Source organism: Vreelandella sp. DA03-1M (assembly GCF_055725665.1).
This window is the reverse complement of the sequence record NZ_CM146798.1, coordinates 3730745-3753537: the sequence shown is the minus strand read 5'-3', so window position 1 is coordinate 3753537 and position 22793 is coordinate 3730745. Positions and strand designations below refer to the sequence as shown.

Annotated in this window: 21 protein-coding genes; 6 read left to right on the top strand and 15 right to left on the bottom strand. The window is 56.2% G+C overall.

All coding sequences use genetic code 11. From position 1 onward, the window contains the following. Positions 1-491 precede the first annotated feature (491 nt). Positions 492-1352, bottom strand: coding sequence for a LysR substrate-binding domain-containing protein (locus tag ACXUPB_RS17530; RefSeq protein WP_472953682.1), 861 nt, complete (start codon positions 1350-1352; stop codon positions 492-494). Between the two features lie 146 nt (positions 1353-1498). Between ACXUPB_RS17530 and ACXUPB_RS17525 the strand changes: the two genes are divergently transcribed. The 5 genes from ACXUPB_RS17525 to ACXUPB_RS17505 all read left to right on the top strand — a co-directional run bounded on the left by ACXUPB_RS17525 (position 1499) and on the right by ACXUPB_RS17505 (position 7356). Further along, complete coding sequence (locus ACXUPB_RS17525) at positions 1499-1747, top strand: DUF1127 domain-containing protein (RefSeq protein WP_472953680.1); 249 nt, start codon at positions 1499-1501, stop codon at positions 1745-1747. An 80-nt stretch (positions 1748-1827) separates the two neighbouring features. Further along, a complete protein-coding gene (locus tag ACXUPB_RS17520) occupies positions 1828-4182 on the top strand; it encodes a Tex family protein (RefSeq protein WP_472953678.1) in 2355 nt (784 codons plus the stop codon). Between the two features lie 130 nt (positions 4183-4312). Next, positions 4313-5956 carry a glutamate--cysteine ligase gene (gshA, locus tag ACXUPB_RS17515; protein WP_472953676.1) on the top strand — a complete coding sequence of 548 codons (1644 nt, stop codon included), beginning with the start codon at positions 4313-4315 and terminating at the stop codon, positions 5954-5956. Beyond that, on the top strand, positions 5953-6453 hold the full coding sequence (locus ACXUPB_RS17510) for a disulfide bond formation protein B (protein ID WP_008957649.1): 501 nt from the start codon (positions 5953-5955) through the stop codon (positions 6451-6453). Before gshA ends, ACXUPB_RS17510 begins: the two co-directional genes overlap by 4 nt. A gap of 27 nt (positions 6454-6480) precedes the next feature. Continuing rightward, positions 6481-7356, top strand: a complete 876-nt coding sequence (locus tag ACXUPB_RS17505; RefSeq protein ID WP_472953674.1) for an alpha/beta hydrolase — start codon at positions 6481-6483, stop codon at positions 7354-7356. A gap of 222 nt (positions 7357-7578) precedes the next feature. Here ACXUPB_RS17505 and ACXUPB_RS17500 read toward each other — a convergent pair whose 3' ends face one another. From ACXUPB_RS17500 to ACXUPB_RS17440, 13 genes are all read right to left on the bottom strand, one after another. After that, positions 7579-7992 carry a RidA family protein gene (locus tag ACXUPB_RS17500; protein ID WP_472953672.1) on the bottom strand — a complete coding sequence of 138 codons (414 nt, stop codon included), beginning with the start codon at positions 7990-7992 and terminating at the stop codon, positions 7579-7581. 11 nt (positions 7993-8003) lie between these two features. Continuing rightward, on the bottom strand, positions 8004-8411 hold the full coding sequence (locus tag ACXUPB_RS17495) for an acyl-CoA thioesterase (RefSeq protein ID WP_472953671.1): 408 nt from the start codon (positions 8409-8411) through the stop codon (positions 8004-8006). 26 nt (positions 8412-8437) lie between these two features. Further along, on the bottom strand, positions 8438-9118 hold the full coding sequence (locus ACXUPB_RS17490) for an ABC transporter ATP-binding protein (RefSeq protein ID WP_472953669.1): 681 nt from the start codon (positions 9116-9118) through the stop codon (positions 8438-8440). Beyond that, positions 9111-9863, bottom strand: a complete 753-nt coding sequence (locus ACXUPB_RS17485) for an ABC transporter ATP-binding protein (protein WP_035577882.1) — start codon at positions 9861-9863, stop codon at positions 9111-9113. The genes ACXUPB_RS17490 and ACXUPB_RS17485 overlap by 8 nt, the downstream gene beginning before the upstream one ends. Further along, on the bottom strand, positions 9856-10920 hold the full coding sequence (locus tag ACXUPB_RS17480; RefSeq protein ID WP_472953667.1) for a branched-chain amino acid ABC transporter permease: 1065 nt from the start codon (positions 10918-10920) through the stop codon (positions 9856-9858). The genes ACXUPB_RS17485 and ACXUPB_RS17480 overlap by 8 nt, the downstream gene beginning before the upstream one ends. Then, positions 10913-11833: a branched-chain amino acid ABC transporter permease gene (locus ACXUPB_RS17475; RefSeq protein ID WP_335598287.1), complete on the bottom strand. Its 921-nt coding sequence runs from the start codon at positions 11831-11833 to the stop codon at positions 10913-10915. The genes ACXUPB_RS17480 and ACXUPB_RS17475 overlap by 8 nt, the downstream gene beginning before the upstream one ends. 63 nt (positions 11834-11896) lie before the next feature. Then, a complete protein-coding gene (locus ACXUPB_RS17470) occupies positions 11897-13039 on the bottom strand; it encodes an ABC transporter substrate-binding protein (RefSeq protein ID WP_472953665.1) in 1143 nt (380 codons plus the stop codon). 40 nt (positions 13040-13079) lie between these two features. Then, entirely contained in the window at positions 13080-14747 is a 1668-nt protein-coding gene (locus tag ACXUPB_RS17465; RefSeq protein WP_472953663.1) for a benzoate-CoA ligase family protein, read from the bottom strand. A 309-nt stretch (positions 14748-15056) separates the two neighbouring features. Next, positions 15057-16190 (bottom strand): acyl-CoA dehydrogenase family protein, encoded by a 1134-nt coding sequence (locus tag ACXUPB_RS17460; RefSeq protein WP_472953661.1) that lies wholly within the window; start codon positions 16188-16190, stop codon positions 15057-15059. After that, a complete protein-coding gene (locus ACXUPB_RS17455) occupies positions 16190-17002 on the bottom strand; it encodes an enoyl-CoA hydratase family protein (protein WP_179917027.1) in 813 nt (270 codons plus the stop codon). Before ACXUPB_RS17455 ends, ACXUPB_RS17460 begins: the two co-directional genes overlap by 1 nt. Before the next feature lie 24 nt (positions 17003-17026). Beyond that, a complete protein-coding gene (locus ACXUPB_RS17450) occupies positions 17027-17479 on the bottom strand; it encodes a MarR family winged helix-turn-helix transcriptional regulator (protein ID WP_179917028.1) in 453 nt (150 codons plus the stop codon). Beyond that, positions 17476-18216 carry an SDR family NAD(P)-dependent oxidoreductase gene (locus ACXUPB_RS17445; protein WP_179917029.1) on the bottom strand — a complete coding sequence of 247 codons (741 nt, stop codon included), beginning with the start codon at positions 18214-18216 and terminating at the stop codon, positions 17476-17478. Before ACXUPB_RS17445 ends, ACXUPB_RS17450 begins: the two co-directional genes overlap by 4 nt. Continuing rightward, entirely contained in the window at positions 18213-20498 is a 2286-nt protein-coding gene (locus ACXUPB_RS17440; protein WP_179917030.1) for a bifunctional salicylyl-CoA 5-hydroxylase/oxidoreductase, read from the bottom strand. The genes ACXUPB_RS17445 and ACXUPB_RS17440 overlap by 4 nt, the downstream gene beginning before the upstream one ends. A 377-nt stretch (positions 20499-20875) precedes the next feature. Between ACXUPB_RS17440 and rsd the strand changes: the two genes are divergently transcribed. Further along, the gene (gene rsd, locus ACXUPB_RS17435; RefSeq protein ID WP_179917031.1) at positions 20876-21364 is read left to right on the top strand and encodes a sigma D regulator; all 489 of its coding nucleotides are present in this window, start codon (positions 20876-20878) and stop codon (positions 21362-21364) included. A gap of 317 nt (positions 21365-21681) precedes the next feature. Here rsd and ACXUPB_RS17430 read toward each other — a convergent pair whose 3' ends face one another. Further along, positions 21682-22731 carry an IS110 family RNA-guided transposase gene (locus ACXUPB_RS17430; protein ID WP_350359475.1) on the bottom strand — a complete coding sequence of 350 codons (1050 nt, stop codon included), beginning with the start codon at positions 22729-22731 and terminating at the stop codon, positions 21682-21684. Between the last annotated feature and the right edge of the window lie 62 nt (positions 22732-22793).

Genomic DNA, 22793 nt, shown 5'->3' with positions numbered 1-22793 from the left:
ATGGCTGATTTTTGTTGGGCGTTAGGCATGCATGACGCGTAGCACCTTTGAGTCCAACTTATTTATGAGGCGGGCTTAATGCTCTTCATGGGCTGCTGCGGTACTGCCCCATCCATCCGGTGAAGTTTTGGTGAAGTTTTGATGTACTTCGCGACTATGAAACTAAGCCCGCTTTTCAAGCTCTTTAGACAAAGAGTGGAAGATAGCAATCATCGCTTTGTCGGCTGTGAACTATTGCGATTTACTAGCGAGATGAAGAAACTCTCTGGCACGGGTTGGCCAAGTTTTTTTCGAGCATGTAAAAGGACATATGCTGACCGAGCTGGATTTTAAACTGATTTGGCCGTGGACTGAATACCATGGAGTTCTCTGCCCAGGACTATAATGGTATATATTTTAATATGAGCCGAGTCTACAGAACTACATTGGTATAACAATGTAGTTACGCTCAGGTTTGTGCCTCCCCTTAACGTTTCTTAAACCGACGCAGCTTATACCCTAAACCCTTCAACAATATGCTCGGCCAAGCTACTAATAATCGGTGACTGGGTTGGGGAGGTGCGCAATAAAACGATGGATGATTCGGGTAATTCGGGAAATCCTTCTTTTTTACCCAATATCTGCATATCGGCGGTGACTAAGCTGCGCATCCAGGCAGACACAGCCAACCCCGCCCCCACAACCGCCTGTAACGTCGCCAAGCTCGGGCTGCTGTAAGCGACGCGATAGGCCCGGTTAGCGCGATCCAGCGCATTACAGGCATGGCGGCGACAAAAACAGGGTGCCTCAAATAGGGCAAGCGGCACCGGCGTCTGTAAATGTGTGCAATGACTCTCAGCCGAGACCCACACGGTAGCCTCACGCCTTAAAATGGTGCCAATTTCGTCGCCTATCTCCCGCGTCATAATAATCAGGTCTAGGCTCCCCTGCGGCTGCTGGGAGAGCACTGATGAGGGTGCGCAGTGCACATCGACATCCACCAGCGGCCAAGCTTGGGAAAAGGTTTTCAGAATGCCGGGCAGAAAGCGCATCACATAATCATCCGGCACACCCAGGCGGACACGACCCACCATATCGGGTTGGCGTAGAAGCGTTAGCGCCTCTCCCTGCAGCGAAAGAATTTTGCGCGCATAGCCCAGCAGCGTATGTCCTTCGCTGGTCAGTTGCAGCGGCTTGCTCTGACGCACAAACAGCGGGCGCTGAATAACGTCCTCTTCCAGCCGCTTAATTTGCATACTCACGGCGGATTGCGTGCGGTTCACCGTTTGGGCAGCACGGGTAAAACCGCCCTGGTCAACAATGGCAACAAAGGTACGCAGCAGTTCGTGATCAATCGTGGGTAGCATCGCCATAGGTATCAATCTTATTGATGTAGTGCATAAAGAGTATTCGTTGGATTGATTGTAGGTGCTGCTCAATACTTGTTCCAACACTTTATCACCGCGCTAAATGAGTAGGGCGATAAAGCAGGCAAGCACCGCAGATAGGAGGGGTTGAAATGGAATGCTTACTACAAAACCAGCAGGTCGATAGCCGTCAGCAGATTGATCAACATCAACAAGTTGAACAGCACCCATGCTGCGTAACATGGCGAGCTAGGTTTAATCGCTGGCGCCAGCTTAGTCGTGAGCGTGATGCCTTGCGCCACTTGAGCGACGATATGTTAAAAGACATTGGCATCAGCCGCGAAGCCGTTCAGCGGGAAGCACGCCGCCCGTTTTGGGATGACAGTGGCTGGCGCCGCTAACGCCTCAAGCCATGCCAGCCGTGACGCGTTTGTGATACCTTGTTGTCACTTAAAAATGCTGCATGAGTTAGTTGCAATTTATGGATGTCAATCAGCGTATTATTTCCCGCCTAGCGACTGAGCTAGGCGTTCGTCCCGAGCAAGTATCCGCCACGGTGGAGCTACTGGATGGCGGCGCCACCGTGCCGTTTATTGCCCGTTACCGTAAAGAAGTCACCGGCGCGCTGGACGATATTCAACTGCGTCAGTTAGATGAACGCCTGCGCTATCTGCGCGAGCTGGAAGAGCGCCGTGCCACCGTGATCGCCGCCATCGATGAGCAGGGCAAGCTGGACGGCCCGCTGAAAGCGAGCATTGACGCTGCTGAAACAAAGCAGCGACTGGAAGATTTATACCTGCCCTTCAAAAAGAAGCGTCGTACCAAAGCGCAGATTGCCCGCGAGGCGGGGCTCGAATCACTGGCCGATGCGCTGCTAGCCGATCCAACGCTTACTCCAGAAAGCGAAGCAGAAAAGTGCCTGCGACCGGCAGAGGGTGATATTCCCGCCATTGAGGATGCCAAGGCCGCCCTGGATGGCGCCAAGCAGATTCTAATGGAGCGCTTCGCCGAAGACCCCGAACTGATCGGTCAACTGCGTGAACGGCTTTGGCAAGAGGGCGAACTCAGCGCCCGCGTGCTGGAAGGCAAGCAGCAGGAGGGCGCCAAGTTCTCCGACTACTTCGAGCATGACGAAAAGCTCGCCAAAGCGCCTTCTCACCGCGCTTTGGCAATGTTCCGTGCCCGTAACGAAGGCGTATTGAGTCTGTCGATTCGTCTACCCGGCGAAGACGACGCCCCTATTCATCCTGCCCAGTTAGCGATTGCCAAGCAGTTTGGTATTAGCGACCAGGGTCGTGCAGCGGATAAATGGTTAGCCGAAGTCGTACGCTGGACCTGGCGCGTGAAGCTCTACACTGCGCTTGAAACCGAGCTATTGGGTCGCTTACGTGAACAGGCAGAGCTCACCGCCATTGAAGTGTTCGCGGCAAATCTAAAAGACCTGCTGCTAGCCGCACCGGCGGGGCAGAAAGTGACGCTTGCTATCGATCCCGGTCAACGCACCGGCTGTAAGGTCGCGGTGATCGATGCCACCGGGCAGTTTGTCGACCACACCACAATCTACCCGCACGCGCCACAAAACCGCTGGGACGAGTCTCTCAGCGTGCTAGCTAAATTAGCGAAGCAGCATGGCGTGCAACTCATTGCCGTGGGTAATGGCACTGCCAGCCGCGAAACCGATAAGCTGGCGGGCGAGTTGCTTAAAGCCCTGGCGCCTGACTATCGCTTAAGCAAAGTGATGGTCTCGGAGGCGGGAGCGTCGGTTTACTCTGCGTCCGAGTACGCTTCACGAGAAATGCCGGATCTCGACGTTACCGTTCGTGGCGCTGTCTCCATCGGCCGTCGTCTCCAAGACCCGCTGGCCGAGCTGGTGAAAATCGAACCCAAATCCATCGGTGTGGGTCAGTATCAGCACGATGTTTCCCAGGTACAGCTATCACGTAGCTTGGAAGTCGTGATTGAAGACTGTGTAAACGCCGTCGGCGTCGATCTGAACACCGCCTCCAGTGCACTGCTTTCACGGGTGGCTGGATTAAGTGCTGCGTTGGCTGAAAATATCGTTGCTCAGCGCAACGTCAAGGGTGCCTTCAAGAGCCGTAAAGAGCTGTTAGAAGTGAGCCGGCTGGGCGCGAAAACCTTTGAGCAGTGCGCCGGTTTCTTGCGCATACATAACGCTGACAATCCCCTGGATGGCAGCGCCGTTCACCCTGAGGCCTACCCTTTGGTAGAGCGGATCGCCAAGCAGAGCGGCCGGGAAGTTCGCGGTTTGATCGGCGACAGCGTTGCGCTAAAAGCGTTAAAGCCTGCCGACTTTGCCGATGAGCGCTTTGGTGTGCCCACGGTGAGCGATATCTTGAAAGAGCTGGATAAGCCTGGCCGCGATCCGCGCCCGGAATTTAAAGCCGCCGAGTTCCGCGAAGGTGTCGAAACACTTAACGATCTTAAGCCCTCAATGGTGCTCGAAGGCACGGTCACCAACGTGACACACTTTGGTGCTTTTGTGGATATCGGTGTCCATCAGGATGGCCTGGTGCATATCTCAGCACTATCGGATCGCTTTATTGACGACCCGCGCAGCGTGGTAAAGGCGGGGGATATTGTGACGGTGAAAGTCATGAGCATCGATATTCCCCGCAAGCGGGTTGGGCTATCCATGCGTCTGGATGACCAGCCGGAGGCCGAAAACGCTAATAAGGACAATGGCTCCCCTAAAGATCAACCCAGCGCTAACCGTAAGCATTCTCGGGGGCAGCGCAATAGTGCTAAATCTGCCGAAGCGGAAGCGCCCATGGGCGCACTCGGTGCTGCGTTGCTAAAAGCACGCGGCGGCAAATAGTCGCGCGCCTTGAAAAAACCACGGTTGCCGCCATATCCTGTTGTCTATTTTGAGACAGCGATGATGGCGATGCCACCTGACTACACCAAGGCCCGCTCACAGCGGGCTTTACTGACAAGGAGTGTTCACCTTGCCTGAACCACTCACTGTGCCATCTGCGCTGACCGCGCAAGTCGAGCGCCTGATTCCCAGTGCGCGCCTTGGTCGGTTGGGCCGCCTGCGTCGTGGGCTTGAAAAAGAGGGGCTGCGGGTTGATGCCAATGGTCACATTGCCCAAACGCCGCACCCGCACGCGCTGGGCTCCAAGTTAACCCACCCGCATATCACCACCGATTACTCTGAGTCGCTGCTTGAGTACATCACGCCGGTATACTCGCAGCCGGGTGAAGCGCTTTGCTTTTTATCTGACCTGCATACCTTTACTTATCACCACTTAGAAAATGAGTGGATCTGGCCCGGCAGCATGCCGTCACGGCTCTCAGGCAATGACAGCGTGCCGATTGCCGACTACGGCTGCTCCAATGTGGGCACCATGAAGCATGTTTACCGCAAAGGGCTAGACATGCGCTACGGCCGCATCATGCAGGCGATTGCCGGCGTTCACTACAACGTATCGCTGCCGGATGATATGTGGCACGCCCTGCGCGAAATGGAAAAAGCCACCAATATCCCGTTTAACGATTACCGCTCTACCCGCTATTTCGGCATGATCCGTCACTTCCGCCGCCATAGCTGGCTGTTGCTGTATCTTTTCGGCGCTTCACCGGCCATCGATAAAAGCTTTTTGCCTGACGACAAAAAAGTGCCTGAAAAGCTGCAGTCACTCAGCGACGACACCTATTTTGCGCCCTACGCGACGACGCTACGTATGTCCGATTTGGGCTATCAGAACAAGGTGCAGTCGCAGCTCAAAATCTGTTTTAACTCGCTCTCGAATTACGTTAACACCCTACGCCACGCGATCTCTTCGCCGTGGCCTGACTACGAAAAAATGGGTGTTAATGTCGATGGCGAATGGCGGCAGCTAAACGCCAATATTCTGCAGATCGAAAACGAGTACTACAGCGATATTCGCCCCAAGCGTGTCGCCAAGCACAACGAAACCCCTAGCCAGGCCCTCGAAGCCCGTGGTGTGGAGTACATCGAAGTTCGCTGTTTGGATCTAAATCCTTTTGATCCACTTGGCGTAACGGAAACGCAGATGCGCTTTGTGGATACTTTCTTGATGTGGTGCCTGCTCAGCGACAGCCCGTGGATCTCCGATGAAGAGTGTGACCGCTTGGACGACAACCGTCGCTGGGTAGTCGAGCGTGGCCGCGACCCTGAGCTTAAGCTGTTTAATCACGGTGAAACGACGTCGGTGCGTGAGTGGGGCGAACAAATATTCGCCGAGATGGGGGAAGTCGCCCGCCTGTTAGATGCCGTCGAAGAGGGCAGCCCTCATGCTGACGCACTGGCAGAGCTCGCTCCACGCCTAGCGGACCCTTCGCTAACGCCATCAGCCCAGGTGCTCGAACGTCTCAAAGCGAACGGCGGCTCGCTAAGTGATTTAATGCTTAGCCTGGCCCAGGAGCAGGCGGAGCAGCTGAAAGCAGAACCGATGCAGCGCAGCCGTGAAGCGCTACTTGCTCAACTGATTGAAACCTCGCACCAGCAGCAGCGCGATATTGAAGCCGCTGATAAGGAAACCTTTGAAGCGTTTCTAGAGGCCTATTTCGCTAAGGCTCGCGAGTCCCGCGCTTTGTCCGCGCTGCCATCTGAGGCTCATCAATGATCCTGCATACATATCGTTCGGTTGCCCTGGCCGGTTTGGCCTTCTGCGTTCTAATGATGGCGGTGGCGCTTGGCCTGGAGCATATCGGTGGCTTTGAGCCTTGCCCGCTATGTATCTTCCAGCGTGTCGCGGTCATCGCGGCGGGCATTGTGTTTGCCATTGCTGCCATCCACAGCCCGGCCGGGCGGGTCGGTAAAGTAATTTACGCAGTGCTGGCGCTGGCTGCCGTAGGCACCGGTGCCTTTATCGCCGGGCGTCACGTCTGGCTGCAAGGCTTGCCCGCCGATGAAGTGCCTTCCTGTGGTCCCGGGCTTGATTACATGATGGACATCCTCCCCATGCAGGATGTCGTGGCCATGGTGTTAACGGGCTCGGGCGAGTGCGCCAATATCGATTTCTCGCTGCTCGGCCTATCACTGCCCGCCTGGACGCTGATCGGATTTGCCATTCTGGCAATCGCCCCGCTGCGTATGCTGTTGATGAAAAGCCGGGGTTAGTAGGGCGTCAGCGATAAGGAGATGTACATGCTTTATCAACATTTTGCGACTCAAGAAGAGATCGATCGCGCCTACGACCCGATGATGGGTCGTGCCCCGGCGGTGTTGGTAAAGGATTGGCGTGAGCGCAGTGAAGCATCAAGAGTTAACAACCGCACAACGCTCGATCTGCCTTATGGCCCAACGCTTGCTGAGCGCATGGATCTCTTTCATGCCGATGCATCTCATGACGAGCATCCAAAAGCCCCGGTGCATGTGTTCTTCCACGGCGGCTACTGGCGCTCGCTGAGCCATCGTGAATCCAGCTTTATTGTCGATGACTTGGTGAATGCCGGTATCACCGTCGCGGTGGTCAACTACGCGCTCTGCCCACAGGTTCGCTTTAGCGAACTGGTGCGGCAGAGCCAAGCAGCGGTGGCCTACATTTATCGCCATGCCGCTGAGTTGGAAGTTGATCCTGAGCAGCTGAGTATTTCGGGACATTCGGCGGGCGGGCATTTATGCGCGATGTTAATGTCGACGGACTGGGAAGGCACCTTTGGCTTACCCAACCAGTTGATTCGCGGCGCGCTCTGTATCAGCGGTTTATACGACCTGCGGCCATTTCCTTGGTCATGGCTGCAGCCCAAGCTTCAGCTTAGCGGGCGCGATGTGCAGGAGTTCAGCCCCTTATGGCTACCGTGCCGAGTGCCTGCGCCTATCAAGCTGGTAGCAGGGAACCTGGAGTCTGAGGAGTTCGAGCGCCAGATGAGCAGCTATGCTGAGCATTTAAGCCAGCAAGGCCAAACAGTGACTCAGCAGCTTCTTCCCAACGTAGACCACTTCTCGATTCTTGAGCACTATCTAAACGATGGCTGCTTCGTTGAGTGGATTAAAGGGTTTCACGCTAGCGTTAAGATATGATTAAAAACTAACGAAGCTTCTCAATACAGGATCGAAATCAGCCTGAAGCGGGGGTCTTTCGCCATGGCCGGAAAATGTTCCCAACAATTCCGGCATTTCCGCCATCCATGGCGGTCAGATGGCGAAAGTAGCGCCCAGGGATGGGTTCACAGCGCCCCCGCGGAAGGTTGTTTCGATCCGGTGCACCTCTTTGTACTCTACTAGAGGCACTTTTGATTATCTTTAATGAGCTGGAATCACCGCCGTCGCTTCGATTTCTACCTTGGCCTGATCCTCAACCAGCCCCGCCACCTGAACCATCGTCATCGCCGGAAAATGCTTGCCAAGTACCTCGCGATAAGCGCCGCCTACTTCTTTAAGTCGGGCCAAATACTCCCGCTTATCCGTCACATACCAAGTTAACCGCACGATATGCTCCGGGCCTGCGTTGGCCTCTTTCAAGATCGCCACGATATTCTGCAGCGCCTGGTTCACTTGCACGACAAAGTCATCACTTTCAAATACCTGGTCGGCATTCCAGCCAATCTGGCCGCCTACAAACACAGTTTGGCCCGAAGCCAGCACGCCGTTAGCGTAGCCAATGGCCGGTTTCCAGTGGGAAGGGTGAAGAAGCTGATGAAAGGTGGCGTCACTCATTATGGCTATCCTTATAGGTTATCAACGGTAATGCGCTGGCGTATTGCCTCTGTCCATGGCATCGGCTTACCGCTACTTAAATCCATAAACACTAAGGTGGAACAACTCGTTAAGCGTTTTTGTTCACCGCAATAAGCGGTGATCTGAAGGGTCAGGCTGCTACGTCCCAGCGCCTGCACCAACAACTCGAACGTTAGCAGCTCGCCCAACCGGCTAGGCGCATGAAACTGAGTATCGATAGCGGCGGTGGGAACCCCGGTGCCGCTCTCCACATGCAACTGATTAAAGTCGTGGTGCAAGACCTCCTCAAACCAGTCCTCCACCACGGAGTTAATCATCTCGAAGTAGCGCGGATAAAAAACGATTCCCGCCGGATCGCAGTGCTGAAAACGAACTTTTCGCTGGGTAGTAAACGCCATTGTTTTCCCCCTATTATTATTCTCAACTACACGCCCAAGTATCGGTCGCGAATGACGCTGTCCAGCGCGGCAGGTTTGCCGTCCCACACCGTGCAGCCTTTTTCCAGGATGGTGCAGCGGTCAGCAATAGGCAGTATTTCACTGAGCGACTTATCCACCAGCAGTGTAGCCTGACCCTGTTCCTTGAGCAGTCGAATCGCCCGCCAGATCTCCTGACGAATTACTGGTGCCAACCCTTCAGTGGCTTCATCAAGCACCAGCAAGCGCGGATTGGTCATCAACGCCCGGCCAATGGCCAGCATCTGCTGCTCTCCGCCAGAAAGGGTTTTGGCCATTTGCGCCCGGCGCTCCTCCAAACGAGGAAACAGCGTGGCCACTTTTTCCAGCGTCCACTCGCCAGGGCGAGCGGTGACCAGCAGGTTTTCGCGTACGGATAAATTGGGAAAGCAGCGGCGCCCTTCAGGCACCAAGCCCAACCCCGCCTTAGCGATGCGGTAAGCGGGCAAACGGCGTATCTCTTGAGATTCAAATTCAATAGTGCCGCGGCTAGCTTGCGTCAGACCAAATATCGAGCGAATGGTAGTGGTTTTACCCATACCATTACGACCCATCAACGCCACCATTTCCCCGGCGTTCACCTCAAGGTTGACGCCAAAGAGCGCCTGGGAGGGGCCATAAAACGTTTCAATATCAGCAACCTTAAGCATCAGAATCTCCCAGGTAGGCTTCACGAACGCGTGGATCCTGCCTAATCGCCTGGCTATCGCCGTGGGCGATAACGCTGCCAGAGACCAGCACCGAGATGCGATCGGCAAGCCGAAACACCGCTTCCATATCGTGTTCGATTAGCAAAATGGGCACTTCCAGCTTTAGCGTTTCCAGCAGTTCGGTCAGCTTCGCCGAACCCTCAGGGCCAAGGCCCGCCATGGGCTCATCCAGCAACAGGGCGCGGGGCTTGAGCGCCAATGCGCAGGCGACTTCCACCTGACGGCGCTCACCATGGGAAAGCTCAAAGACCGGCGTCCAGGCGCGATGGCTAAGCTGCATGCGCTCCAGGGCCGCATAAGCGGGTTCAAGCAGGTGCCGGTCACGGGCGACGGGTTTCCAGAAGCGAAAGCTATGACTCTGCAGCGCCTGAACGCCCATCATCACGTTGCGCATCACCGAAAGCGGCTCAGCCAGCGAGGAGACCTGAAAACTACGTCCCAGCCCCAAACGGGCGCGTTGGGCAATGCTCATACCGGTGATTTCGGTATCAGCTAGAAAAACGCGGCCCTCATCCGGGCGTATATTGCCGGCAATTTGGCCGATCAACGTCGATTTACCCGCCCCATTGGGCCCAATCAGGGCGTGGATTTCTCCTGGCTTAAGATCCAGCGAGACATCACCGGTTGCCTGCAACGCCCCAAAACGTTTATTCAGGTTTTGCAGTGAAAGAACGATATCACTCATTGCGCTCCCTCCCAGCTAACCAACCCATCACCCCGTGTTTGGCGAACAGCACCACGCCAAGCAGGACAAACCCGAGGAAAAGCTGCCAATACTGGGTGACGCCTCCGAGGAATGTCTCCATCATTACAAACAGCACTGCACCGGCCAGCGGGCCATACAGGCGCCCTACGCCGCCCAGAATCACAATCACCATCAGTTCACCGGAGAAGTGCCAACTGAGCATGGTGGGGCTAACAAAGCCATTTAGATCCGCATAGAGCGCACCGGCAAGCCCGGTAATTGCCGCAGAAATCACAAACGCCACCAGGCGAATGGGGTAGGGGCTAATCCCAGCAGTGGCAAGGCGCACATCGTTAAGTCGTGCCATGGTTAAGGCAGCCCCAAAGCGCGATTTCATCAACCGCGAGGTAATCGCCATCGCCAATACAAGCCCGGTGAAGCAGATCAGAAAATAGGTGAGTGCATCGCTGCTATCGACCACCGGAAGAGTATTGCGTATATAAATCGGCAGGCCATCTTCGCCGCCGTAGGTCGGCCAGGAGTTGGCAAAGTAGTAAATCATCTGCGCAAAGGCGAGGGTGATCATAATGAAATAGACCCCCGTAGTGCGCAGTGAGATAGCGCCGATGGCTAGCGCCAGCAGTCCGCACAGCAGCATAGCGGCGAGCCATATCACTAATAAGTTGTCGCTGCCCGGCACGCTGAAAGGCCACGTCATAAAAGGGGTCATATCAAAAGCGTGATAGGCACTGATGCCCGCCACGTAGCCACCTAGACCGAAATAGGCCGCATGGCCAAAGCTCACCATGCCCCCATAGCCAATCGCCAGGTTTAGCCCGACGGCTGCCATGGCAATAATGGTGATCCGCGAGGCCAAATTGACGTAATAAATTTGGCCTGAGAAATAAGCCACCACCGGTAGCAGTAATAGCAGGCCTAGTAGGGTCATCTGAACCAACCCTTGGCGGTCAAAGTGGCGGTCCGCTTTAGAGGCTGGCGCAGCGTCAGCGGTGGTGCCTTGCGACGCGCTATTCGACAGGGAAGTGTTATTAGTCATGGGCAGAGAACAGTCCCTTAGGCTTGAAGGCGAGAATAACGGCCATGAGGATATAGATCAGCATCGCGGCCAGTGCCGCCCCGACCCCGGTCGCCTCAGAGGGTGGCATAAACGCTCGGAAAAAGATGGGCAAGTAGACGCGCCCCAACGTATCGACCACGCCCACCAGCAGGGCACCCAGTAGCGCCCCTTTGATTGAGCCGATACCGCCTATGACGATGACGACAAAGGCCAGAATCAGCACCGGCTCGCCCATGCCTACTTGAACCGACTGCAGCGCACCGACCAATGCACCGGCTAAGCCTGCCAAGCCCGCGCCCAAGGCAAACACGACGGTATACAGCTTTGAAATATTCACCCCCAGCGCACCAATCATTTCGCGGTCACTTTCACCGGCCCGAATGCGCATGCCTAAGCGCGTTTTCGAGATCAAAACGTAAAGGGCAATCGAAATAACAATGCCTACGCCAATCAGCATCAGCCGATAGATGGGATAGCGAGTATCGCCAGGCAGGGTGACAAACCCAGTTAGCCAGGAAGGCGGACTAAGCCGCATAGGCGACGAACCGAAAATCCAGCGCGTGCCTTCGGAAAAAATCAGTATCAGTGCAAAGGTCGCTAATACCTGGTCAAGGTGAGGGCGGTGATACAGTCGACGGATCACCAACAGCTCTACCAACGCGCCGACCATCGCGGCGGCAGCCATGCCAGCCCCAAGGCCAATTAAAAAAGAGCCCGTTGAAGCAGTGACCGCCGCCGTGGCGTAGGCCCCCACCATATAAAAAGAGCCGTGGGCAAGATTGATGAGCCCCATCACCCCGAACACCAAGGTAAGGCCGCTGGCCATCAAAAACAGCATCGTGCCGAGCTGCACGCCGTTAAGTAATTGCTCAATTAGCAGGGTAACGGACACGTTAGTTAACCTTAACGAAGGGGAAGAAAAATGGCTGGGTGCAGGCACCCAGCCGAGGCGAGTTTACATTTCGCACTGCTCGTAATAGACGTCCTGGATATCTTCAATCGCGATACCAATTAGGCGATTGGTAGGCTCACCATCGTCACCTTCCACGACTTCACGAACGTAAATATCCTGGATAGGGTGATGGTTCGGGCCAAAACGGAACTCGCCGCGCACGCTATCAAAATCGGCGGCCCGCAGTGCTTCGCGGAAGGCGTCTTTGTCATCGGGGTGGGCAGTTTCCAGCGCACTGAGAATCAGGTTAGCGGTGTCGTAACCCTGCGCTGCATACAGTGTTGGCATGCGGTCATAGGCGGCCTGGAAGCCCTCTACAAAGCGGGCGTTGGTGTCATTTTCGAGGTCATAAGCCCATAGCGAGGTATTGCGCGCACCAATGGCTGCACTGCCTACCGCTTTGATCAGAATTTCGTCAAACGAGAAGGCGGCGCCAAAGATCGGCATATCAACGCCGGAGCTCTCCCACTGCTTCATGAATGAGATACCCATGCCGCCGGGCAGGAAGAAGAACAGACTGTCGGCATCGCTGTCGCGAATCTGGGCGATTTCGGCCGCATAGTCGGTCTGGCCCATCTGGGTGTAGAGCTCACCGACGACTTCACCTTCATAAAGGTGCTTGAAGCCCGCCAGCGCATCGGTACCCGCAGGGTAGTTGGGCGCCATGATGATCGGGCGCTCATAACCCTGTTCACGCATGTAGGCACCCATGGCACCGTGCAGGTTGTCGTTCTGGTAGGCCACGTTGAAGTAGTTCTCGTGGCACATACGGCCAGCCAGGTCGGAAGGGCCGGCATTAGGGGAGAGATAGAAGGTGCCCTGACGTGTGACGGTAGGCACCACTGCCATTGCCAAGTTGGACCAGATAATGCCGGTTAGAATATCGACCTCATCACGCTGCATAAACTCATTGGCCAGGCTGCGCGCCAAGTCAGGACGGTTAGCGTCATCTTGAATCAACACTTCCACATCGTCGCGGCCTGACTGCTCAAGAGCGAGCATAAAGCCATCGCGAACGTCCACGCCCAGGTGCGAACCGCCGCCTGACAGGGTGGTGATCATGCCGATTTTAACGTCGTCGGCGTGAGCTGTTACCAGGCTGGAGGAGAGCAGTAAGCCAAGGCCAAAGCGGGATATCATTTTCATGGATCATTCCTCATTTTTAATCGTTTTATTGCTTAGAGGGTTATACGTTGGTGCTATTTATATTGGTGCAGGGAGAGCCAGCGCTGGGGTAATGTTCCTGGCTCAGCCGAAAGCGCTGAACCTTACCCGTGGTTGTTTTAGGTAGTGCCTCGATAAAACGTATGGAGCGAGGGTACTTATACGGCGCAATGGACTGCTTCACGAAGTCTTGCAACATTTGCTGACACTCTTCATCTTGCTGAAAACCATCGTTTAGAACAACAAAAGCCTCGACAATTTGGCCACGTTCTTGGCTAGGCGCTCCGATCACCGCGCACTCTTTAACGGCGGGGTGGGCCAGCAGCGCTGCTTCCACCTCGGGGCCCGCGATGTTGTAGCCCGCCGAGACGATCATGTCGTCGTTGCGGGCGGCGAAGTGGAAGTAGCCCTCCTCATCCTGATAAAACGCATCGCCGGTGATATTCCAGCCTGCCTTCACATACTTTTGCTGGCGCTTGTCGGCCAGGTAGCGGCAGCCGGTGGGGCCGCGTACTGCCAGTTTGCCCACCGTTCCGTGAGGCACATCATTCATCTCGTCATCAACAATACGCGCTTCGTAACCGGTCACTGGTTTACCGGTACAGCTGGGGCGATGGTCATCCAGACGGTTTGAAATAAAGATATGCAGCATTTCCGTTGCACCGATACCGTCGAGTATCGGTGTGCCGGTTTGCTTGATCCAGTCATGATAGATCGGCGCGGGCAGGGTTTCGCCAGCAGAGACGGCAACGCGCAGGCTGCTCAAATCCTCGTGGCGCGTGGGTGCAGAGAGCATCGCCCGGTAGGCCGTCGGCGCAGTAAATACCACCGTGGCCTGATACTCGCGGATGATATCCATCATGTTGGGCGGGGAGGCGTGTTCGAGCAGCACGGCGGTGGCGCCAAAGCGCAGCGGAAAGATCGCCAATCCACCCAGGCCGAAGGTAAACGCCAATGGGGGGGAGCCGACGAACACATCCTCCGGCGTTACCTGCAGCACCTCTTTAGCGTAGCCATCGGCAATCACCAGCAGGTCACGGTGAAAATGCATGGTGGCTTTAGGTGAGCCGGTGGTGCCCGAGGTAAAACCGAGCAGCGCCACATCGTCGGCGGCGGTATCCACGGCATCAAAGGTGGCGGGTTTACTGAGGGCTAAACGATCAAGCTCCGCATCATGATTGGCGGTGCCGTCAAAGCCGACAATACGCTTGAGTACCGGGCTTTGCCCTTGGCATTCAACCAGCTCGTCGAGCAGGCGGGTATCGCAGAGGGCGAGACTGATTTCCGCTTTATCAATTACCTGGCACAGCTCTTTGGTGCGCAGCATTGGCATGGTGTTGACCACCACGGCGCCCGCTTTCGTAGCGGCCAGCCAGCAGGCCACCATGGCCGGGTTATTGGCCGAGCGGATCAGCACTCGCTGGCCAGGAATGACTCTCAGGTCTTCCACCAGCACGTGGGCAAGGCGGTTGGTCCACTCGGTGAGTTCTTGATAGGTTCGCCGTCGGCCATTGCCCGCTAAGGCAATCCGTTCACCGTGGCCCAGGTTGAGCAGCCGATCGCACAGTTCGACGCCTGCATTCAGGCGTTCAGGATAATCGTAGCCCGCGAGCAGAAACTCAGGCTGACCATCAATGGGTGGCAGGTTATCCCGCGCAAAAGTATCAGCATGAGCCGACTGGATGTACATGACCAACCTCCGTATTTAGAGTCGTTGTTTATTCCTGCCCGAGCCATATAGAAGTCAGGTCTTTCTCAGATGGTGATCTGCACCGCTTTGGTCTCGAGAGCAGGCTTCCGCGAGGGCGCTGTGAACCCTTCCTTGGGCGCTACTTTTGACATCCCTGTCAAAAGACCCTCGCTCCAACCTGCTCTCTTCTCCCGTTAACGGAGATATTCAAAGAAGTCATTTCCAACTGTGATAGCCCTGGGGCAGGGATACGGTGTCTGGCGTTGTGTTTTATTGTTTGGTGTAAAACCTTGTTCGACTTTTTGCTGTTTACTCTTCCGCGAGCATGCTGCGGGCGATGACCACTTTCTGGACGTCTGATGCGCCTTCATAAATACGCAGCGCGCGGATTTCCCGGTAGAGGCTTTCGATAATGTGGCCTTTGCGCACCCCGTCGCCGCCGTGTAGCTGCACGGCTTGATCGATCACCTGCTGGGCTTGATCGGTGGCAAACAGCTTGGCCATCGCGGCTTCTCGGGTGACGCGCTCTGCGCCTTGATCTTTCGTCCAGGCAGCGCGGTAAACCAGCAGGGCGGCGGCATCCACGTTTAGCGCCATATCCGCCAAGTGACCCTGCACCATTTGCAGATCAGAAAGGGTTGCGCCAAACAGCTCCCGGGAGCGGCTGCGGGTGAGCGACTCCTCCAGCGCCCGTCGGGCGAAACCAAGCGCTGCCGCGCCAACCGTAGAGCGGAAAACATCCAGCACTGACATGGCAATCCGAAAGCCCTGACCAGGCTTGCCGATCAGCGCGCTGGCAGGCAGCGCCATGTCGTTGAAGCCCAGCCGCGCCAGTGGGTGAGGTGCCACAGACTCCAGGCGTTCACGAATTTCCAGCCCTGGGGTGTCGGCAGGCACTAAAAAGGCCGAAAGCCCTTTAGCGCCGGGCCCTTCGCCGGTGCGGGCGAAGACCGTGTAGATATCGGCAATGCCGCCGTTAGAGATCCAGGTCTTTTCGCCATTCAACCGGTAGCTATCGCCGTCACGCTCGGCGGTGGTATCCAGTTGGGCTACGTCGGAGCCGGAGCGCGGCTCGCTCAGGGCAAACGCGGAAATTGCTTCACCACGCCGGGTTTTTTCCAGCCACTGCTTCTGTTCATCGCTGCCGTATAGGCTGATTGCACCGGTTCCCAGCCCCTGCATGGCAAACGAAAAATCGGCCAGGCCATCATGGCGGGCCAGGGTTTCACGGATCAGGCACAGGCTGCGCACATCGATATGCTCGCCAGCGGTGCCTTGCAAAAAGCCCGCTTTGCCCAGGTCGCGCACTAGCTGGATACAGGTGGCATCCACATCGCTGTGATCGCGGGGTAGTTCAGCATGGCACCACGCCTCAAGCTGCTCGGAAAGTTCGCGATGCTGGGCCTCAAAAAAGGGCCACGCTAGAAAACTCTTGTCGCTCATCAGTCCCCCTTAAACTCAGGTTTTTGTTTGGCTACAAAGGCGTGGTAGGCGCGCTCGAAATCGTTGGTCTGCATACAGATTGCCTGGGCCTGGGCTTCCGATTCGATGGCCTGCTCCAGACTCATCGACCACTCCTGGTTTAGCTGGGTCTTGGTAATGCTGTGGCCAAAGGTCGGGCCCTGAGCCAGCCGGGTGGCGTAGGCAATGGCGTCTTCTTCAAGGGCATCCGGCTCGACCACGCGGTTGTAGAAGCCCCACTGGAAGCCCTCTTCGGCACTCATGCTGCGGCCGCTGTAGAGCAGGTCTGCGGCGCGGCCTTGACCGATAATGCGTGGAAGAATCGCGCAGGCGCCCATATCGCAGCCCGCCAGGCCCACCCGGGTAAACAGGAACGCCGTGCTGGCGCGAGGGGTGGCAAAGCGAATATCCGAGGACATGGCGATAATCGCCCCCGCCCCCACACAAATGCCGTCTACGGCGGCGATAATGGGCTTGCCGCAATTCAGCATGGCCTTGACCAGATCCCCGGTCATGCGGGTGAATTCGAGCAGGCCCTTCATATCTTTGCCCACTAGCGGGCCGATAATTTCATGTACATCGCCGCCGGAGCAGAAGTTCTCGCCGTTGGAGGTAAACACCACGGCCTGCACATCCGCGGCGTAGGCCAGATCACGAAAGGTATCGCGCAGCTCTGCGTAGCTCTCAAAGGTCAGCGGATTTTTGCGCTCAGGGCGATTGAGCCGAATAACGGCGACATCGCCACGCATTTCCCAGATAAAGTGCTCGGGGGCCAGGTCAACCATGCTCTTCATATTGTTGTTCTCGCCTGTCAGTGATTAGTGGGTATCGTCAAGAGAAGCCGGTAAGCGGTGGAGCAGCTCGCCGATATGATGGGCATCCTCTTCGGTCACCCCTTCGAACAGCGCGTTGATCCAGCGCTCATGCTCAATGGCCATGGCACTGAAGCTCTCGCGGCCAGCGCCGGTCAGGCAGACCCGCGTGGCGCGACGGTCGCCCTCAATGGCAATACGTTCCACGGCGCCATCCTCCACCAAGCGATCGATGATGCCGGTGACATTGCCGTTGGAAACCCGCAGCCGCTTGGAGAGCTCGTTCATTTTTAGGCCCTCCGCACTGGCGTACAGGGCCGCCATGACATCAAAGCGGGGGAGTGTGGAGTCGTGCTCGGTACGCAGTCGCTCACGCAGCTCGGACTCCACCTGACGGGTAACCCGCAGCATGCGCAGCCATAAGCGCAGGCGTTCTTTACTTAAGCTTTCTGCCGTCATACTTCGCCCCCTGAGATGGAAATCGCCTGGCCGTTAATCGCGCCGCTGTTAGGCCCGCATAGCCATAGGGCGGTAGCGGAGACCTCAGCAGGAGTGACTAAACGTCCGGTGGGGTTGGTAGATTGAAAGTGCGCGGTAGCCTGTTCGGCGGACTGACCTGTTTTGGTCACAATGTTCTCGACGCTGGCGGCCAGCAGCGGTGTATCGGTAAAACCGGGGCAGAGCGCATTGACGGTCAGGTTGCGGGTGGCGGTTTCAGCCGCTAGTGAACGCACCAGGCCCACCACACCGTGTTTGGCCGCGCAGTAAGCGCCCACGTAGGCGTAGCCCTTCAGGCCAGCCGTGGAAGCCACGGCAATCAGTCGGCCGCCATCGTTCAGCTGTTTCAGTCCTTCACGCAGGGTTAGAAACACCCCGCTGAGGTTGACGTTCAGCATGTGCTGCCACTGCTCGAAAGAGGTCTTGGCGAAAGGGGCGCTTTCCGCGGCCCCGGCGTTGGCGATCACGATATCGACGCTGCCCAACTCCTCGAAGAGCGCCACCATGGCGGCCTCATCGGTGACATCCACCACGGCGACATGGATGCCTTCGTGCTGCTCGGCGACCGCTTGCAGGGCAGCTTCCCGGCGGCCGGTAATCGTGACCTCGGCGCCCGCTTGGGCAAAGGCCAGGGCCATATCGGCACCAATCCCGCTGCCACCGCCGGTAATCACAGCTTTCTTGCCGGTCAAATTCATATCCAACCCTCGCCACGTTCAGCCAAGCGCTGCAACTGATCGGCGCCTGCTCGATAGGGGGCAGGCCACTCCACTTCGCTGTCACCTAAGCCAGCGGCAACGTGCAGTAGCCAATAAGGGTCAGCCAGGTGAGGGCGGGCGATACAAACTAAGTCAGCGCGCCCAGCAATAAGAATCGAGTTCACATGGTCGGCCTGATAGATATTGCCCACCGCCATGGTGGCAATCGATGCTTCGTTACGAATCCGGTCAGAGAAGGGGGTCTGGAACATGCGCCCATAAACGGGCTTTGCCTGAGTCGAGGTCTGCCCGGCAGAGACATCGACGATATCCACCTCAGAATCGCGCAGCCGTTTGGCGATTTCCACCGCATCGTCCGGGGTGATGCCTTCTTCGCCGCACCAGTCGTTGGCAGAAATACGCACCGAAAGCGGCTTATGAGCGGGCCAAACGCGGCGCACGGCGTTGATCACTTCCAACGGGTAACGCAGCCGATTATCTAAAGCGCCGCCATACTCATCGTTACGATGGTTGGTCAGGGGTGTGATAAACGAAGAGAGCAGGTAGCCGTGGGCGGCGTGAATCTCGATCATATCGAAGCCCGCGCGGTCAGCCATTTGCGCTGCGCTGACGAACTCGTCGCGGATGCGATCCATATCCTCGCGATCCATCGCCTTCGGCACCTGGTTGCGCGCTGCCCAAGGTTGAGCAGAGGCTGACAGTATTGGCCAGTTGCCCTCCGCCAGCGGGGCATCCATCTCCTGCCAGCCGAGTTGGGTAGAGCCTTTAGGGCCGGAGTGACCTATTTGGGCACACAGCTTGGCGTTGGTTTCCGCGTGAACAAAATCACACAGGCGCTTCCAGGCTACTTCATGCTCGGGGGCGTACAGCCCTGGGCAGCCGGGGGTAATACGCCCAGTGGGGCTGACGCAGGTCATTTCGGTATACACCAGTCCCGCACCGCCTTTGGCCCGCTCGGCGTAGTGGCTAAAGTGCCAATCGGTTGGGCAGCCATCCACGGCTTTGTACTGGGCCATGGGCGAGACCACGACGCGATTAATCAGCGTCATCTCTCGCAGTTGGTAGGGGGCAAACATCGGTGCGCGGGCGCTGTCTGGATTGCCCGCCTGGGTTTGAAACCAGCGCTCGGCGCTCTCCAGCCACTCGGGGTCGCGCACCCGTAGGTTTTCGTGACTGATGCGCTGGGAGCGGGTCAGTAACGAGTAGTTGAACTGCACCGGGTCGAGATCCAGGTAGCGCTCTACCTGCTCAAACCACTCGGTGGAGTTACGTGCCGCGGACTGTAAGCGCAGCACCTCGAAACGGCGGTCTTCTTCGTAGCGGGCGATGGCAGCTTCCCTACTGCTTTCACTGTGTAAGCAGTTAGCCAGCGTTATGGCGCTTTCCAGGGCGAGTTTGGAGCCCGAGCCAATCGAGAAGTGGGCAGTCGCTGCGGCATCGCCCATCAGTACTACATTCTCATAGCTCCAACGCTCGCAAAGCACCCGTGGAAAGTTGATCCACGCCGAGCCGCGTATATGGTTGGCGTTGGTCATCAGCGCATGGCCATCAAGATGCTTGGCAAAAATACGCTCGCAGACTGCAATCGATTCCTGCTGGCTCAGCTCACCAAAGCCAAACGCCTGCCAGGTGGCTTCACTGCACTCGACAATAAAAGTCGCCGTATCGTTATCAAACTGGTAAGCGTGGGCCCACACCCAGCCATGCTCGGTGTGCTCGAAAATAAAGGTGAAAGCGTCGTTAAAGGTCTGGTGCGTGCCCAACCAAACAAATTTACACGCCCGCACATCAATATCGGGTTTGAAATGCTCAGCATAGGTTTGGCGGGTGCGGGAGTTCAGGCCATCGGCCGCCAACACCAAGTCATATTCTTGCCGGTACTGTTCAATGGCGTCTTCTGTGGCATCGGTTTCAAAACGCATGTCTACGCCGAGTTCGCGGGCGCGCTCCTGGAGCAGAATTAACAGCTGGCGGCGGCCAATACCGCAAAAGCCGTGGCCGGTGGAGACGGTTTTGACGCCTTTATGAACAACTGCAATATCATCCCAATAGGCGAAATGCTCACGAATTCGCTCTGCGCTAACCGGGTCGTTGGCTGCCAGGTTGTCTAGGGTTTCATCTGATAACACCACGCCCCAGCCAAAGGTATCGTCTGCACGGTTACGCTCAAACACCACGATCTCATGGGAAGGGTCCTGCAGTTTCATACTGATGGCGAAATAAAGGCCAGCAGGCCCTCCACCCAGGCAGGCAATTCTCATTTTTGTTCTCCACAGGAAAGCAGGCTCTTTTCTGAAGATAGGAGAGGTGTTAATAAAATTCAAGCTTAAACTGTTTATGTTTAAAATACTTTTCTATGCAGACACTTGGTGACCGTAAAGCGGCTTTGCTCGCAATGCTGGCTGGAAGATGAGAGCATAAATATAGGTAAAACGTGGCAAGACCAGTTGTTTGAGAACGCTGGTTATCAGCCATAGAAGAAAGCGTTATGGGTAATAAACGTTTAGTACCAAGGAAACCGTACTTGCCGGGATTGACAGCGATAGTGGGAGGCGCGACTCTAAGCCTATTCATTGTCCTGAGCGGCACTGGTACTTAAAAGATTAGTAGTTAAAAGGTGAGTTAAGGAGAAAGCCCCATGCTCGAAGATTGCAAAAATGCCCTGGAGCGCTGGGGAGGCGTGCATGTTTTGATTGACCGCTGGTTAGATCAGCGTCGTCAGCTGTTAGTCAGCTTTATTGAACTGAAAGAAGCATGTGACGCTGAACTGGAAGCCGTCAGCAAAGCGCCTATTGATACGTTCAGTGAGCAATTAATGGACTATATCAGCGCTGGTCACTTTGAAATTTATCCTCAGCTGTCGGAAGAGGCGCAGGCCTTCGGCGATGAGGCCGCGCTGGTCATTGCAGAGAAGTTGCTCGAACGTTTAGAAATGTCGACTGAGATGGTCTTGGAGTTCGATACCGACTTCGGTTCAACCCTCAGCTGCGAACAAAATATTGCCCGGCTACCGGCCTGGATCGATCGCCTGGCCCGTGGCCTCACCGAACGCTTTGCATTGGAAGACCAGTTAATTGCGCGCTTACACGCTGCGCACAGCCCGCAAAGCACCAAAGCACCTGCTTAACTAATTCTTGCCATGTAATGAGGGGCTTATGCGATGAGCCTCTTCTATGTCATTGCGTATAGGGACTCCTCCCCGGTTGCAAGCTCCGATGATGAACAACATAAGCCGATGCGTGCGTATAGTCGGTCTCTTAATGGGGACGCTATCCCCTGACCCTGATGAACGTCGCGCACCTTCTCTCCTCAACGAGGCGTAGGCTTTTTCAGCCATCGCAATGAGCAGGTTTCGAGAAGGTCGGTCTGACCTGTTTTTCATCGATCGTTGCCCGGCAACAAGGTAGCCGCCTGTCGGCGCTTAGGCGCTGATGGTGTTACCGCTTAGCTCACCATCAGCGCTGAACCGTCGTTAAACGCTTTACAATAGGATTGACCACTATGCAGAACCGCCCAGGCGGTTCGTACTGTCTTGTTCGCTAACGCGACCGCCGCTTTGTTCTTGCCAGCGCGAGCGACCAGGGATCGTAGCCAACGACTTTTAGCATCCTGTTTGTCACCCATGGTGTTGATGACCGAATGCGCGCCACGTATCAGAGCGGCTTTCAGTGAGACTTGACCCGTTCGGCCAATGCCCTTGATGCTCGCGGTGCCACCACTACTGTGTTGCTTCGGCGTTAGCCCCAGATAGGCTGACGCTTGGCGACCTTTCTTGAACGCGTCGCCGTTACCGAGGGCGCTATAGAGCTGCGTGGCGACCACCGGCCCCACTCCCTCTATCGCCAGGAGTTCGCGACAAGGCCCCACGGCGTGACTCATCTGCTCCACCCGCTTATCCAGTGACTGAATACGCTCATTGAGCCGATCCAGCTCCGTCATTTGCTCAGCGATTAAGTCACGCATTAGCATTGAGAGCTCGTTTTCGGCATCTTCCAGGGCGAGCCAGACGCGCTGCTTTAACGCTTTCTGCCCCCGACCGCTGATAATCCCGTACTCCTGCAATAACCCATGAACCTGGTTGATCAACTGGGTGCGCTGATGAATGTACCTTTCCCGAATGCGGTGCAGGCTCTGAATATCCTGCTGCTCTACGCTTTTGAGTGGTACAAAGCGCATGTCGGGGCGCAAACCCGCCTCTACAATAGCGAGGGCGTCATTGGCATCTGTCTTGTGCCCTTTACGAAAAGGCGTCACAAACTGGGGCGAAATGAGGGCAACGGTATGGCCGAGGGCCTGCAGCTGTCGCGCCCAATAATGCGATCCACCGCACGCCTCCATGAACACCCGACAGGCCGGTTGGCGGCGCATAAAATCCAAGACCTGATGCCGTTTAAGCTCTTTGTTGACCTGAACACGCGAGGAGTGTGTGTCGACAACACACACTTGAAAAACACGCTTTGCCAGATCAATACCGATTATCTTATGCTTGTTCATGACTCTTCCCCTCCGCATTGAAGTGGTTCAACTATCAATGTAGCTCTCTGAAGCTTCGAGAG